10 protein-coding genes, 1 tRNA gene and 2 riboswitches are annotated in these 14,731 nt (G+C 34.8%); of the genes, 3 read left to right on the top strand and 8 right to left on the bottom strand.

Features of this window, described 5'->3' with window-relative positions; genetic code table 11:
* Positions 1-70: 70 nt before the first annotated feature.
* A riboswitch (cobalamin riboswitch) is annotated at positions 71-281 on the bottom strand.
* Positions 282-349: 68 nt separating this feature from the next.
* The 4 genes from BZG02_RS14425 to BZG02_RS14410 form a co-directional block, all read right to left on the bottom strand.
* Positions 350-1,384 (bottom strand): ABC transporter ATP-binding protein, encoded by a 1,035-nt coding sequence (locus BZG02_RS14425; RefSeq protein ID WP_218972249.1) that lies wholly within the window; start codon positions 1,382-1,384, stop codon positions 350-352.
* 9 nt (positions 1,385-1,393) lie between these two features.
* Positions 1,394-2,449 (bottom strand): iron ABC transporter permease, encoded by a 1,056-nt coding sequence (locus BZG02_RS14420; protein ID WP_101262149.1) that lies wholly within the window; start codon positions 2,447-2,449, stop codon positions 1,394-1,396.
* Positions 2,450-2,454: 5 nt separating this feature from the next.
* Entirely contained in the window at positions 2,455-3,639 is a 1,185-nt protein-coding gene (locus tag BZG02_RS14415) for an ABC transporter substrate-binding protein (protein WP_143470483.1), read from the bottom strand.
* 87 nt (positions 3,640-3,726) lie between these two features.
* Positions 3,727-3,934, bottom strand: a riboswitch (cobalamin riboswitch).
* A 198-nt stretch (positions 3,935-4,132) separates the two neighbouring features.
* The gene (locus tag BZG02_RS14410; RefSeq protein WP_101262147.1) at positions 4,133-5,131 is read right to left on the bottom strand and encodes a TIM barrel protein; all 999 of its coding nucleotides are present in this window, start codon (positions 5,129-5,131) and stop codon (positions 4,133-4,135) included.
* Positions 5,132-5,556: 425 nt separating this feature from the next.
* Here BZG02_RS14410 and BZG02_RS14405 point away from each other — a divergent pair, with 425 nt between their 5' ends.
* Positions 5,557-6,156, top strand: coding sequence for a hypothetical protein (locus BZG02_RS14405; protein WP_101262146.1), 600 nt, complete (start codon positions 5,557-5,559; stop codon positions 6,154-6,156).
* A gap of 143 nt (positions 6,157-6,299) precedes the next feature.
* Here BZG02_RS14405 and BZG02_RS14400 read toward each other — a convergent pair whose 3' ends face one another.
* Positions 6,300-7,103, bottom strand: a complete 804-nt coding sequence (locus BZG02_RS14400; protein ID WP_101262145.1) for a hypothetical protein — start codon at positions 7,101-7,103, stop codon at positions 6,300-6,302.
* 1,179 nt (positions 7,104-8,282) lie between these two features.
* Here BZG02_RS14400 and BZG02_RS14395 point away from each other — a divergent pair.
* A complete protein-coding gene (locus BZG02_RS14395; RefSeq protein ID WP_101262144.1) occupies positions 8,283-8,498 on the top strand; it encodes an entericidin in 216 nt (71 codons plus the stop codon).
* 99 nt (positions 8,499-8,597) lie between these two features.
* Here the strand turns inward: BZG02_RS14395 and BZG02_RS14390 are convergent, their stop codons facing one another.
* The 3 genes from BZG02_RS14390 to BZG02_RS14380 all read right to left on the bottom strand — a co-directional run bounded on the left by BZG02_RS14390 (position 8,598) and on the right by BZG02_RS14380 (position 14,072).
* Positions 8,598-9,968 (bottom strand): MATE family efflux transporter, encoded by a 1,371-nt coding sequence (locus BZG02_RS14390; protein WP_101262143.1) that lies wholly within the window; start codon positions 9,966-9,968, stop codon positions 8,598-8,600.
* Positions 9,969-10,920: 952 nt separating this feature from the next.
* On the bottom strand, positions 10,921-11,460 hold the full coding sequence (locus tag BZG02_RS14385; protein ID WP_143470482.1) for a hypothetical protein: 540 nt from the start codon (positions 11,458-11,460) through the stop codon (positions 10,921-10,923).
* 134 nt (positions 11,461-11,594) lie between these two features.
* Entirely contained in the window at positions 11,595-14,072 is a 2,478-nt protein-coding gene (locus BZG02_RS14380) for an AsmA-like C-terminal region-containing protein (RefSeq protein ID WP_101262141.1), read from the bottom strand.
* 257 nt (positions 14,073-14,329) lie between these two features.
* On the opposite strand from BZG02_RS14380, the gene BZG02_RS14375 reads away from it, so the two are divergent.
* Positions 14,330-14,403, top strand: a tRNA-Arg gene (locus BZG02_RS14375).
* Positions 14,404-14,731 lie beyond the last annotated feature (328 nt).

Below are 14,731 nucleotides of genomic sequence, written 5' to 3'. Positions count from 1 at the left end.
ATTACAATTAGCCGAAAAGAAAGCGTATGAAACTATGCTAGCACAGTAATAGACTTTCTCCCGAAGTTATTATTAAAATTCTAAAAAGGCAGGTATTCTGACTTATCCCACTTGAAAAAACCTTCCCATCTTACTCGATAAAGTAATTGAATGACAGTGGTAATATATTTACAAGCTCGCCCATAAGGGCTAGGATTCACAGCTACGGGGATAGTTCCGGATTTAAACCGGATTCCCTTAAATCAACCATTTAGGTTGAATCCTTTTTTAGCGCAGTAAAACTATTTATTTTTAACTGCAAAAAATATTATTTGCCGCATCTACTTATGTATTACGACTGATAAATGTCTCAATCTAAGGAAGAATTTTTTCGTAAGTGTGCCAATAATTCTTGAATACTAACACAGCTTGTAGTACTTCCATTTTGTATCACTTCCCATTCCATAGAATCTTCAATTAACTTCACGGAACAATCGCCAACCTTCTCACAAGTAACTTGATAGCCTTCGCGAGACAATGCTCTTTGAGTCCAAAAACCCATCACATCATTACCCAAAACCTGAATGCTTTGTTTTTTCTGATAATTCATAATAAAATTACCAGTTTTTCGGTCGAAATTAAATGATTTATTACGGAAAGTTTCTTCTATACTTCCATTCAAAACCAAATCTTCAGGAGCTCCAATTTTAATCGGTTCGCTACGTGCCATCAACCAAATTATATCGGCAGCCTGAAGTGCCAAATCTAATTCGTGGGTAGAGAGCAAAATAGCCTTATTGGTTTCACGAGCCAATCGATGCAGTAATCGCATGATATCCACACGGTTTGGCAAATCTAAATGTGCCGTAGGTTCATCGAGCATGATTAAAGGCGTATCCTGTGCCAAAGCTTTGGCTATCATCACCCGTTGTCTTTCTCCATCGCTCAACTGATTAATAAAATTATCAGCATAGTGCAATAAACCAACCTGTTCCAGTGCCCATTTAATTTTCTCCTTATCATCTTCCGACAAGCGTCCCATCCATGAAGTATAAGGATGTCGTCCTAAAGAAACGATATGGTAAACGGTGAGGTTTCCAACATCAATTCGTTCCGTTAAAACAATGCTTAACAGTTGGGCAATCTCTTTAAAATTTCGATCGCAAATGGGAATCCCTTCTACCAAAGTAGATCCCGACAAGGGAGTTTGAATACCAGCAATAGTTCGCATGAGGGTTGACTTTCCTGCACCATTTGGCCCCAGAAGACAAACCATTTCTCCTCGTTTTATTGTTAGGTTGATATCAGAAAGTAAGCACAATCGATCCTTTTTCCCTTGCTTGTATCCAATGGAAAGATTCTGAGTTACCAGAATGTCTTTTCGTATTTCTTTGAATTCCTTCATAAAATCATCCTAACCGGCAAAAGAAGCCTTTACATTTCTACTACGCATGATCACCCAAATTACAACTGGCCCTCCAAACAAGGCTGTTACCGAATTAATTGGTAATGTATTTTGATTTCCCGGAATTTGAGAAATAATATCACAGGCGAGCATTATAGCGGCACCTATTAAAACTACTGCCGGCATAAGAACCTTATGACTTGCTGTTCTAAAAATTGATCGTGCAATATGTGGTACTGCAACACCAACAAAAGCAATAGGACCTGTAAATGCGGTTAAGGTTCCGGCAATTAATGCGGTACTAATAATAACTGCAATACGAGTTCGGTTAACCGATATGCCTACTCCGCGTGCATAATTCTCACCCAATAAAAGTGCATCTAAAGGTTTTATCAGAAAAAAAGCAATAATTAAGCCTACAAAAACAATAGGTGCCATAACTTTCATTTCACTCCAGCTAACCCCTGCCAAACTACCAAAAGTCCATACAATAAAGCTTTGTATTTGCTCTGGATCGCTAAAGTATTGCAGAATATTTACTACCGCACCGGTAATACTTCCAAACATGATTCCTATAATTAGCAGGGAAACACTATCGGATATTTTCAATGAAGCTAAGGCAACAAGCATAAAAACTAAGGATGCCCCTGCAATAGCTGCAACCACCAAGGCCCAGCTACCCAAAAACGATGCAATTACTCCGAAAGCAACAGGTAGTATTGCCGATGCCATCACCATTAAAGCAACTCCTAAACTTGCTCCTGCACTAATCCCCAAAACGTAAGGTCCGGCCAATGGATTTCGGAAAAGTGTTTGCATCATTAAGCCAGTAACCGATAATCCGGCACCAACAAAAATGGCAGTTAAAGCTTTCGGTAATCTAAAATTTAAGATGATATAGTTCCAGGAGGTTTTCACATCGGCACCCGAAAGAATGGAAAATACTTTATTAAAGGGAATGCTTACACTTCCGTATATTAAATCCAGGAGAAAAACCCCACAAACAAGTATGAATATGATTCCAAATATGAGCGAAAACAATCTTCCATTTTTATTCAACAGCATAGCTCCTAATTCAATTGTTGGTAGTAAAACAATTCGTAATCTGGCAATAATTCGGGATGAAGAATCTTAATTATATCTTTAAAAACCACATCGGGTTGCATTACACCCAACTCGAACCAATCGTTAGCTCCACTATCTTTCATTCTTTTTGTGGTGCAAAAAACACGACCTGTTTTGTAAGGTTGAAATAGAGTATAACGGTCATCCAAATTTTTCATATCCTCTAAGGATCTACATTGTCCGGGACCAAACCAAATATCTGCCTCGCCCTGTCTATCGAACACAAGCTCCAAACTTAAAGGCATACTACCACTTGTACTATCCGAAAACCAGCAATAATCTGCTTTCCCATCTCTAAGAAATTGAGCCAGATAACTTTGCCCGCCCGGCATGTACCAAGTACCTTTAAAGTTATAGCCCGAAAGAATAGTTGGTTTGTACTCCACTTTCTCCACCAACTTCTTCAAATCATTGTATCTGTTTTCAACTTCTTTAAACTGCTTTTCGGCCTCGGCCTCCTTATTAAAAAAGGCAGCAATAAATTTTGCCCATTCGGCACGTGCTAATGGCGAAGTTTCCATCCACTCAATATTATAAGCAACGGGCAAACCAGCATTCATTAATTTTGATTCTTTATCGCTAATCTTCATAAAACCAGCAACCATTACCAGTTCAGGATCCAACTCTACAATCTTCTCAAAATTCAAACTTTCGGCATGACCAACCGCTTGAATCGTGCCATTCTGTGCTTTTTTATTCAATTCCTCATCGTAAATTCGATCGCGCAAAGAGACTGCAACGATTTTATCCTGCACCCCTAAGAATTTTAGAATTCCAATTTGAGTACTAGAAAGTGCGGCAATACTTCTGATAGGAACCTCTACCAATACTCCATCGGTAGGAATATCCGATGGTAATTTCTCCCCTCGGTTCTTTAAATAGTACTTCTGAAAAATTTTTCCTTCGTTCCATGGATCCCAAACAATCAGTTCTTTTAAGCCATTCTCCAAAAAATTTATTTTAAATCCCTTGGCATGCTTTATAATTGTAGGATGATAAAAGGCTAAATCTGCTTCGGAAGCAGATTCAAATTCTTTTCCTTTCTTTTTATGGTCGCCGAATTGACAGGAAATAGTTCCTATTATAAGAATCAGGATTAATACCCAATAGCTTGGTTTAAATAAATTCATTTCTTCCACAATAATTGTGGGGATAGAAGCCTTGAAAATACAATTACAACAATTATACCTTCGCTACTCAGTTCCCCGAAGTTACGAAACAGTTCAATGCATCAGGCAGGTCTTCTGGCTTACCTATTCTAACGCCTTCCCAGGTAAAACTACATTCACATAGTGGCTAATTTGTCAGAACATATCAATAAAAACTCATTGAGAGGCTTACAGCTGCGGGGACAGCTCCGGTATTACACCGGATTCCCATTTTAATTCTCAAAAAAAGAGAGAAACCTAATTTGTTGCAAATCTATGGAATATTTTGGAAAAAGAAGAAGTTTAAAAATGGCAAACGCAAATATCAATTTTATTCAAAAAAAACAGATAGAATAATGCGATGCAAAACAGTGCTCATTATATATCGTATCTAATTAAGGAAAAAACGACTTTACTATCATCATTCACGCATATCTAAAATAATAATCATTTGCATCACACACACAATATGTTACTAACGCAATGCATTCATCTGAATATCCAACTTTTCGGAATATTCGCTCATATTCTCAGTAATAAATTCATGAATTACAATTTCTGGTTGTATCTCATAAATAATTTCTTTTACCCGCTTACTTGTAAAAGGGAGGTGCTGATCTATTTTTAAAACATGATTACGTGTGGTAGAATATTTATCCGTATCCTTTAAACCCGCCCATCCCTCAGGCAAACCTTTCATCACTTGATTGGTTTGATATTCTCCCGACAAACTCAAATTTAAATGCAAACTCTTTATTTTTTCCTGAATATCTTTCGACAAGCGCGATACCCGCTCCAATACAAAATCAATCGCTTCATCTTCGCAACGCAAAGCAATATTTGTATTCATAAGGTGACCAGTGTCTAAAAGTAAATTCCAATTTGAGAATTCCAAACGAGAAGCAAAATCGTCGGCTTGAGCCGGAAACAAAAAATCGAGACCAGGCCACCATAAATTTTCAATGGCTAAAGGAACAGGAGGTTCGCCATTACCAAACTCCTGAGCTGTTTGGTTCAACATTTCGGCAAGACTTGCCAATACTTCGGTACTTTTATAGGTAAAATCGCGAGTAAAAGCATGCTCTAATTCCACATGTGCTGCATGAACAACCGCATGTGCCGGATTCAATTTAGATGCATATTCCCACAATTTCTTTTGTGTTGCAATCATTTCGCCAGCATTTTCACCTCCACAACAAAACTGCAATTGCTCTGCCGGCACGTTTGGAAAATAATAGTTTGCAGCAGCTCCTCCTTTTCGCCATACATCTAACCAAGTAACCCAAAATGGCAAATGAACACTTTTAATAATCTCTTTTGGTATTTCTTCGGAAGGAGAATCATAACCTATTAATAGTTCCACTCCATCCAGTTTTTTGTCTATTATATATTCTTGCAATCCTCTCCATTGATTCTCAAATCGATTTAAATCGGATGGATGAACAGAGAAGTCAATTAATTTTTGATAATTCATGTGAAATATGTTGTTTTTAATAAGCTTCCCCTAAAAATTAGGGGTGATTCAAAAATACTTGTCAAAAATAGTCTTAAATGATCGTTTTACACCTACCCACGAATGCAGTTTTTGATCACTTTTTTTTAGCATCAAGCAAAAAAATGACGTTTTGGCCTTTTTTGGCAAAATTCGAAAACGTTATCATAAAAACAAATTTACTGTTTCGAGCTTAATAATGACAAATTTCTTTATTAAATCAATGTAACGCAAACAATTTCGAGGGCTTCCGAAACCGTTTTAAGTTGTTTTTTTTGTTAATTCTTCAATTTTAGGAACTATTATTTAGATCATTTCTATCATTTATACATAGATTTACAATGTCAGTCAATCACAACTAAACAATGACTGATTTGAAAAATTTTTAATCATTTAAATTAAAAAACATGAAAATTAAAAACGTTACACTAAAAGGATTAGTATTGGGAGTAGTACTATTCTTAGGAGCAAATACTGTATTTGCAACCGGAAACATTCGAATCAATTCTTATTTGGATACTGATTTAGCAATTGTATCAATCATCAATCCAACAGAATCAATTTTGAAATTGAAAATTTATGATGAAGCAGGTAACCTTTACTTCTCGAAAAAAGTTAGTAATGCAACTACCGATCAAAAATTATTAGATTTCTCGTACTTGGAAGATGGAACTTACAAAATTGTTTTAACTGGTGCAGCAATTAATCTTGAAAAGAAATTTGAAGTTGCTAACAACAAATTAGTTTCTGAAAAAGAAGTAGAATTAGCTGAGAAAACTCTTTTTAGAGCCGATAACAACGATTTGTTTGTAACCTACCTTTCTTTCAACAACAAAACTTTCCAAATTTCAATTAATGATGAATCAGGAAACGAAGTATTTAATGGCTCTTACGCGTCGGAACCAAATTTTTCTAAGAAATTCAATGTAGAAGCATTGCCAAAAGGAGAATATAAAGTTCGTTTAGTGTCTGACAATAAAGAGTATAACTATGCCTTCAGAAAGTAGTGAGCAGTCTGGTTCAAGCGACCAAATGATTCTAATGAATCATCCCTATATAATAAGTGTAAGCCCAGAGAAATCGGACCTACACTTATTTTTTTTGCTTTACTTTTAAAATTCACCAAGGAAATATTCTTAAAATTTTTCTCCTAAATAAAAGATTCAGATTCCTCGGATTGAAGCATGGCCTCTTCTTTTTTTACGGGAGCTTGCTTTGGGGCAGGAATTTCGTTCGCAACAGCTACCTCGATTCTTTTCTTTTTCGACTCTATTTTAGCATTTACTTTACGCACCTTATAAATTAAATGGCTAAACATGTACTCTTCGGCTTTCGACTCATCCTCTTTTAGAATCATTTTTCCTGTTTTGGCAATATCACTCAATTTCTTCCAGAATAGCAGAAGTTCTACATTGTTATTAACCACCAACTGTTTCCGTTCGCTGATTTTTTGCTCCTGCGACAGGTTTAAGTCGTACACTTTCTGAGTCATTTGCTCCAGCTCAGTACCTAAACTCTCCTTGTATCCTTTTCCCTTTAATGCATCCAAATTTTTAGCAATATTTTGCTGAATTACCTTTACTTTAGCACAATACCCTTCCACGTTTCTTAATCGGATCATTTTTCTTGCTTCTTTCACCCCAAAATCGGAGGCTTTCACAAGCATTAATTTGTTTGCACGTTGCGTATAAGCAGCAATCAATTCCAACTTGTGTTGAATGGCATCAAGGCTGGCATACAAATCGGAAGTGATTTTTTTAATTTCGGCAGTCTGTGTTTTCGACTGAGTTAGATCAGCCACACGAGTAATATCAGTTTGTAAACTCTTAACAAACTCATCATTAAACTCCGGCGAAAAGTTTACGAACTTTTCACGATCACGCAAAAACAGTTGCAATAGAATCTCTCCCACTACTGGTAGTTCTTCTTGTCTGAATTTATAATATAAACCCATGTGTAAATAATTAGTTTGATTAATACTATGTTGATTTAAAAATAATGCGATCCAAAATTCAACAAACAAACTCTCCAAGCACACTTTTTATTTATTTTTAAACCTTTGTGTAAAAACAAATAACAGACCCTACAAATTTTACTTTTTCAATATTAATAATTGAATATTTTTTTTCAGTACTATAAACTACCTCTTTATTCCCTCGAGTTACATTAGGAATCCCTTAAGCTACATCATTACTCCTTTATCTTACATTACGATCCCCTTAGCTTACCATTCAACTCCCCAAACCTACATTCCCAGTCGCTTAACTAACATATAAAGTGTGAAAATGAACCTATCAAGTCGCTTAAACAACAATTGCAATAAAAGAGGATGAATTCTATCTTTTATCGTCAACCTTTCTGTTTTCATCAATTAAAACACCAAAAAACACAAGAGCCTAAACCGCTCTCTATCAGTTTTACACACAAACAATAACAACCCATTGTGCGAAGTAAACCACAAATTAAAGGCAAGCCCTTTAGCACATACCTAAATTAGTTTATTCCGTATCATTCATCAAATATTTTATTGCATTTGTTATCACATAATAAAACCCTGGCAAACATTCAATTATTTAAAATTTAAAGTAAAATACCTTTTAAAAAAGGAGTCATTCCTCTTTCTAAAAAAAGTAAATTCAGGAATATTTCACCAACAATTTCCATTATTAATTTAGTCTTCATTTTTATAAATTTAAATATCAATCTTTGCTTTGTAATGCAATTTCATTCCTCTATTTTTGCATCCGATTTTTAAACAAAAATAAACTCGGCTGTAAAAAATAATTTAGGAAACAAATTAAGGAGGCGGATTAAAAACCAACTTCTAGCTAGGAAACCGAATTAAATTTATACAGCGAGAAATTATAAATGGGAAAAGGTTAAAAATGCTTTCATTCACTTTTTTTATCAAAGCAATTTGTAGAGAAAGATTATTGAAAAAAGCACATTTTACGAAAGTGCATTCTTACATCGAAAAATTCACTAGTAGTAAAGCTTAAAAGCTATTATAAAACATATTATTTTTTAATCCAAACACTTGTTAAATTAAATAAGAATAGATACTTTCACTATCTTAATTCAACCTGTAAAACGTTTTTTTTTAACACAATTATACCACTATTAATTAATTATTATGAAAAAGTTATTATTTGCTATTGCCATCTGCGGATTTGTATTTACTTCTTGTGGAAACCAAACAAAACCAGCTGCTGCTGAAGAAACTACTGAAGCTACTGCAGAAGTAGAAAACGACACTACAAAATGTTGTTCAGCTAAAACTGAGTGTGCTACAGATACTACTGCTACTGAAGAAGTTGTAGAAGAAGTTGTTACTGAAGAAGAAAACTAGTATTATACCTGCAATATTAAATATTGCAAGCAGAATACAAGCAAAGTAAAAATTAGCCATAGAGATTTTCTCTGTGGCTTTTTTTATAGTCTGCAAAAACTACCTATTACTTTGCAAAAGCTTATTGGATAAGCCTCTAAAACGAAGCATGAATAAAAAAGACGCTACACCTAATCCGGCTGGCAATCCCCACCAAATTCCCACCTCGTCTAAACCAAAAACAAAAGCACACAAATATCCAGTAGGTATGGAAACCAGAAAGTAGGCAATAAAGGTAAGCAAGGTAGGGATATTGACATCCGACATTCCCCTTAAAATACTTCCAAAAACAACTTGTAACGCATCAAAAAACTGATAAATTACCATTACGATGAGAAACTGAGCTGTTAATTGAATTACTGCAGGCTCCTGCGTAAACCAAGTTGGCAAAATATGTCGCAGACTCACAAACAACACGCACATTGCAATAACAACTCCCAAAACTAAATGAATAGATGCCCAAGCCGAATTCTTCATTTCCAGAAAACGTTCCTCGCCCAATAAAGTAGAAATTCGAATGGTTGTGCTTGCAGCAATTCCCTGATAAATCATAAAACTAACGGTAGATAAAGTCAGTACAATTTGATGAGCAGCCAATCCTTCCACACTAATCCATCCCATCATAATGGTGCTCAGCATAAAAGCCGAAGCCTCCATTACCAGTTGAGATCCCATGGGCAAACCCAGTTGCCATATGCGCCAAAAATCTTTTAAACTATATACCGACGCCTTAATCATTTCGCGGTAAGGCCTAAAGGTTTCGCCTTTTGCAAAAATCCACATAAAAGCAAATGCCATAAATCCTCTAGCAATAAGAGTTCCATATCCTGCACCAGCTAATCCCATAACTGGCAGTCCAAATTTTCCGTAAATTAAAATATAGTTGGCTATTACATTTACCAAATTGGCAAGTAACATGATATTCATAGCCACTTTTGTATTGGCTATTCCTTCGCCAAATTGTTTGTATCCCATAAAAATCATCATGGGTAAAATACTGGCTGCAATAATCCACAAATAACTTTTCGCATCAGCAATAATTTCCTCTGGCTGCCCCATTTTACCCATAAACAGACTAAGTAAAAGAATTGCAACAGTTAGTAATATTCCCATAAAACCCATTGCCAGCATGCCATTCTTAAACCAAGCTCCTATTTTCGATTGCTTGAAATTTCCCCGAGCCTCGCCTACCAAAGGAGTTATAGCGTAAGAGAATCCTGTTCCAAAAATAATTACCAACCAAAAAATTGTATTGGCAAACGAAGCCGCCGCAAGTTCGTGCGTTCCCAAGTGACCAATCATCATATTATCGACCAAACCAACAGTAATTTGGCCTAACTGAGCTAAAACTACCGGAAACCCAAGCTTTATAATTGGAGTGTAATGTGGTAAATACGATTGTATTGGTAAGACTTTTAAAAATTTATTCATTCTAATTTAAATGTAAAGCAAAGATAAGCTGGATATTTCATTTGGGGAAGGGCATTTGTCTTTGGGCTGACAAATGTATACATCCCAATTGAATGCACCAATTTCAGCAGAAAAAAAATATACGCCCTTTGCATCCTTCAAACCATTTGTTCTCCATTAAATCACATTTCCTGCACCAAGTATTCTTGAAATAAATTAGAATAAAAAATTTTCTTTAATTTGTAACAAAATAGCGAACCTAATGAAAAATGAAAATGGAATAAAGTTGGCATTAACATTCCTTCGTGGGACAATAGAAATAAGCTCAAGTAGGAAAAAGCAATAGAACAATTCCAAAATGAGAATTTACATTTAAGAAAATGGAGAAGAAAACTGAGTAATCGGAACTTTTTTACACTTTTTTAAAGTTAAAATACTCCTTTCCTAATTGTAATAATAACATCTCTGAAAAGAATTTTTAAAATCTATTACAAAACGCTCCTTCTTCCCGATAAACATCTATTTTAGAGCAGTTTATAAATTGTTTTATTCCTGTGAAAGCGTCGACACCTAACTTAAAATAGCGCCTAAATAAAAGCGAACCAAAGCAAAATTATTAAAGTATCTACCTTAATACTTATGTAGATTAATTAAAAATGTCGACTTTTATATAACCTTTTAAAAAATTTGAGCGTACAACAAGCAAAACGGTTTCCGTTTTTAAGGTTTAAAGTGAATAGATTAAAAAAGGATGGGGTGGTTTCCATCCTTTTTTGTTGTTTAATAATTCGTGATTTTAAATATAAATTATCAATATAATAGCTAATTAGTTGACAATAAAAATTTTATTCTTATATTTAGCTTGAATTTTCAATTGAGAATTCAGGTTATAAAGTGAATTAAGAAAGGGATGGAGTGGTTGCCATCCCTTTTTTCGTGCCTAAAATTTCGTATCCTCAATTAAATTTAAATTCTATTTTTCTTCCTCTTGAGCTTTGCACGTAACTCGTATCTCCCCTTTTACCTCATCAGATTCTATTGATTCAAAGCTAACATTCGTAATTTGTTTATTCTCCAATAAAGGTTCCCAAGTCTCTAAATATTCATTATCCAATAACTCATCATTTACAAAGGCCCTGTACTCTTTGTAATCGAATTTTTCTTTTTGCACGATATCGTTGATTTCTTCCTGATGTTTTGCAAATCGATCGTACCATCCTTTTGCCACAAAACTCTTCGTTTGAATAGTAATGATACCAATACGAGCTAACTCTCCATATTTATCGACATAAAATTGTACATCATAACCTTTAAGAACTTCGAGTTTATATATTGTACCTGCATCGATAGAATGCATAAACTCAGGATCTGAATACTTTTCTCCATCCAAAAGAACCAAATGTTGTTGTGCCGGTTTTCTAGAAACAGAACAACTCCGATGTAATGAAGTTTGGCCTTGTACTACCAGGATAAATGAGAACGGAATTAACATCAGAAATAATAGTCTTTTCATCTTTTTCAATTTTAATTGGCAATAAATATTTTATGACAATTACAACAATCACGCCATTCATTACACAATTAGGCATAAAAAAACGGAGAACCATTAAGATTCTCCGTTCTATACTTAAATAGGGTAAGTTTTTTCTACTTGAATAGTTTATTCAGTAAATCCTTTCCTTTCTTTTCTAATTCTTTTTTGGCTCGTCGTTCCAACTCTTTAGCTACCGCTTGTTGTGCTTGCTTAATTGCTTTGCTTAAATCAAGTTTTACGTTTGGATTATCAACCGTACCAGTAATCTTTACAGCTACATCAAGCTCTTTCACTTCATCGAAACCAGGCAATTTATCGAAATATTGATTCACTTCTTTGCCTAGCTCCTCTTTAGGCAATAACATATCCATGGTAAAGTTCAATTTCCCATCCACCGATTGTGTTCCATATATTTTTGCAGGATGTCCAGCAACTTTGGCTTCAAAAGGCTTCACCTCAATATTTCCATTGGTAATTACAAAATCCATATCCATTTGCGTAATCGATATGCGTTTGTATTTGTCATTTTTTAGTGCTGCGGCCAATGCATCGAAAGCTTTATTGTCTTTTATCACAATCATTTTAGAATGAATTGCCCCTTTTCCGTTTAAAGTATTCATTACGGGACTCATTTCTTTATCGAGCAAAGAAGTAATATTTAAATCGGACGAGATTTTACCCGAACAATTCATTGCAATTGGAAGCATCTCCTTCACCATACTTAATGATTCGTAAGCCGAATTGATATCGAAATCTCTTACATCCAATCCAAAATCGATGGCTGGTTTTTCAATATTCTTAGTACTGTACGAACCATTCATTGTCATCGACCCTTTTAGCATATCCATGGATAAATCGGTTAACTGCGCTTTGGCATTTTTAACAACAATTAATCCCTTCACATTCTCGATGTTCATTTTATCGTACTGAATCAGTTTCATCGAAGAAACTAATCTCAAGTCTAAATTTGCTGGAATTTCGATTACACTTAATGGTATGGTATCCGAAGTAGCTTTCACCTCCTCTTCCTCGGTCATAAACTCATTTATATCGAACAAATTTGAACTTAAATTAAAGTTTCCTTTTAAAACTTTATCCTTTAAGGCGTATGGAATATAATCTTCTATTTTACCAACCAACTGAATATCCGAAGCTCCAATTTTAGAGTTAAAGGAAGTCAAGCTGATGTATTTAGGTGTGAAATTTAAAACAGAGCTAATAATTTTAATTCCTTGCGGAAAATCAGGAGTAGCAAACTCGAAATTTTTCAATTTCACATCTCCTTTGGTCATAAATTTCTCGTAATCCTCTTTCTCGATGTCCGACATTTTACCACTAAAACTAACATCGGAGGTAACAATACCGGTAATTTTCACACTATCCATAGGAATAGCATGTCGAATTTTCGCGAAATCGATTACTCCTTTAAACAAACCACTCATATAAAGGTCTGACATTGGATTCTTAACGTGCAACACCACATCGAATGGATTGTTAGCCACCTCAAAGTGGAAGGAATTAATATCTGCAGTAAGTAAATCTAAATCCCCTCCCGGATGATTTACCATTGCATTTATAGTGATATTATTGACAGACTCTTTTAAGTCGGGGTATTTAAGAGAAGCCTTATTAACGTTTAATTGCGCACCAAAAGCCGGTAAAAAATCTTCTTTATATTCTCCTTTGGCAAAAGCTGTTAATGCCAATTTTCCGGTTGTTTCTATGCCTTCAAAATTAGCTTTGAAAACATCGGGAACCATAGAGAGTAAGTTTTTGAAATCGGCCTCTTGAGCATTCATTTTCAAATCCATACTATATCCATCCTCTAACATTCCAATACTTCCATCAATACCGAAAACCAACTCATTTAAGGTAAGTTTATTCTCTTTAAAGGTGAAGATCATATCCTGAAGGTCAGCTCCAATAACAGCATTTAAAGTCAGCCCAGCCTTCTTCAAATATTTTACTCCATCGTAGTCTAAATCGACACCTGTTATTTGCGATTCTACATTTAAATTGGTTGATTTTACAGTAAAATCGCCATTCAATGTCAAATCCAAATCATCTACAACAAGGGTAGTCTTTAAAGATGCATCGGCATAAAGCAAAGAAAAATCCTCTACCCGAACTTCTTCAAAAATTACTTTAAAATCGGAAACCTCGCCTGATTCCTCTTCAACCACAGTATCGTCTGATTCTTTTACAATATCCCAATTTGCTTTGCCCGATTCCAAAACAATGGCGTTTACTTTTGTATTCGTTAAAACAATTGCTCCAACTTCCAATTTAGTACCCGACAATGCGGAACCCAAATCAACTGCGGTATATAAACTTCCTACCGAAGCTAATGTGTCGTTCGAAAATTCATTTTTACCGATTACGGTTACATTCTCGAGCTCTACATAAAGGTTTGGGAAATTTTTGAGCATCGATAGCGACAAATTTCCAATTTCTACCTCAGCATCTATTGTATTATTAATTTCGGTTTTCACTCTATCTAATATCTTATCCTTAAAGAAAAAAGGTAGAATGATTAGTAGCGCCAAAAGCAAGACTACAAATCCTCCAAAAAACTTTAGAAACTTCTTCATTATATTATTTATTTATATGGATTTACATAACAAAAGTACAAAACAAGAGGTATTATACTTGGTTTGATGAAAAAATAATCCTCATTAAAGTAAATTTAGTTTTTTTTATTCTTAACTAAAATCCTAAGTGAAAGATTTAGAGTTTTTTAATACAGACTCCATGGGAATCTTGCATTTTTATTGAAAAAAAGATCGTATTTACTAAGCTAAAATGTAAAATTTATCTATATTTGCACCGCATTACCGAGGTAATACAAGGATGCGTAGCATAACTGGATAGTGCACTACGTTACGGCCGTAGAGGTTGGGGGTTCGAATCCCTCCGCGTTCACTGAAAACTCATCAAGAAATTGATGAGTTTTTTTGTTTTTCAGTATTTTGAATCGGATCGAGCAGAAAATTAAATAAAAAGCATAACTGGATAGTGCCTAATTACTCTTGGGTTACGGCCGTAGAGGAACGAGGAATAATCCCTCCGCGTTCACTGAAAACTCATCAAGAAATTGAAGCGTTTTTTTGTTTTTACAGTATTTTGGATCAATTCGAATATCAGGTGGAGTAAGATTTTTTAAGCATATATTTTAGCGACTCTAAAAAGGAAGAAGTTAATATCCCTCACCCCTCTAAGTGATGCTCTGAATGCTTTCAGTTTTGCATTG

It is taken from the genome of Labilibaculum filiforme (assembly GCF_002843315.1).
Taxonomy (GTDB): Bacteria; Bacteroidota; Bacteroidia; order Bacteroidales; family Marinifilaceae; genus Labilibaculum; species Labilibaculum filiforme.
Note: the sequence above shows the minus strand (reverse complement) of the source record. Positions and strands in the feature narration are given on the sequence as shown.

Excerpts from the sequence above, each read along its gene's own strand:
- BZG02_RS14425 (WP_218972249.1), bottom strand. The coding sequence starts at position 1,384 with ATGAAGGAATTCAAAGAAATACGAAAAGACATTCTGGTAACTCAGAAT.
- BZG02_RS14420 (WP_101262149.1), bottom strand. The coding sequence starts at position 2,449 with ATGCTGTTGAATAAAAATGGAAGATTGTTTTCGCTCATATTTGGAATC.
- BZG02_RS14415 (WP_143470483.1), bottom strand. The coding sequence starts at position 3,639 with ATGAATTTATTTAAACCAAGCTATTGGGTATTAATCCTGATTCTTATA.
- BZG02_RS14410 (WP_101262147.1), bottom strand. The coding sequence starts at position 5,131 with ATGAATTATCAAAAATTAATTGACTTCTCTGTTCATCCATCCGATTTA.
- BZG02_RS14405 (WP_101262146.1), top strand. The coding sequence starts at position 5,557 with ATGAAAATTAAAAACGTTACACTAAAAGGATTAGTATTGGGAGTAGTA.
- BZG02_RS14400 (WP_101262145.1), bottom strand. The coding sequence starts at position 7,103 with ATGGGTTTATATTATAAATTCAGACAAGAAGAACTACCAGTAGTGGGA.
- BZG02_RS14395 (WP_101262144.1), top strand. The coding sequence starts at position 8,283 with ATGAAAAAGTTATTATTTGCTATTGCCATCTGCGGATTTGTATTTACT.
- BZG02_RS14390 (WP_101262143.1), bottom strand. The coding sequence starts at position 9,968 with ATGAATAAATTTTTAAAAGTCTTACCAATACAATCGTATTTACCACAT.
- BZG02_RS14385 (WP_143470482.1), bottom strand. The coding sequence starts at position 11,460 with ATGAAAAGACTATTATTTCTGATGTTAATTCCGTTCTCATTTATCCTG.
- BZG02_RS14380 (WP_101262141.1), bottom strand. The coding sequence starts at position 14,072 with ATGAAGAAGTTTCTAAAGTTTTTTGGAGGATTTGTAGTCTTGCTTTTG.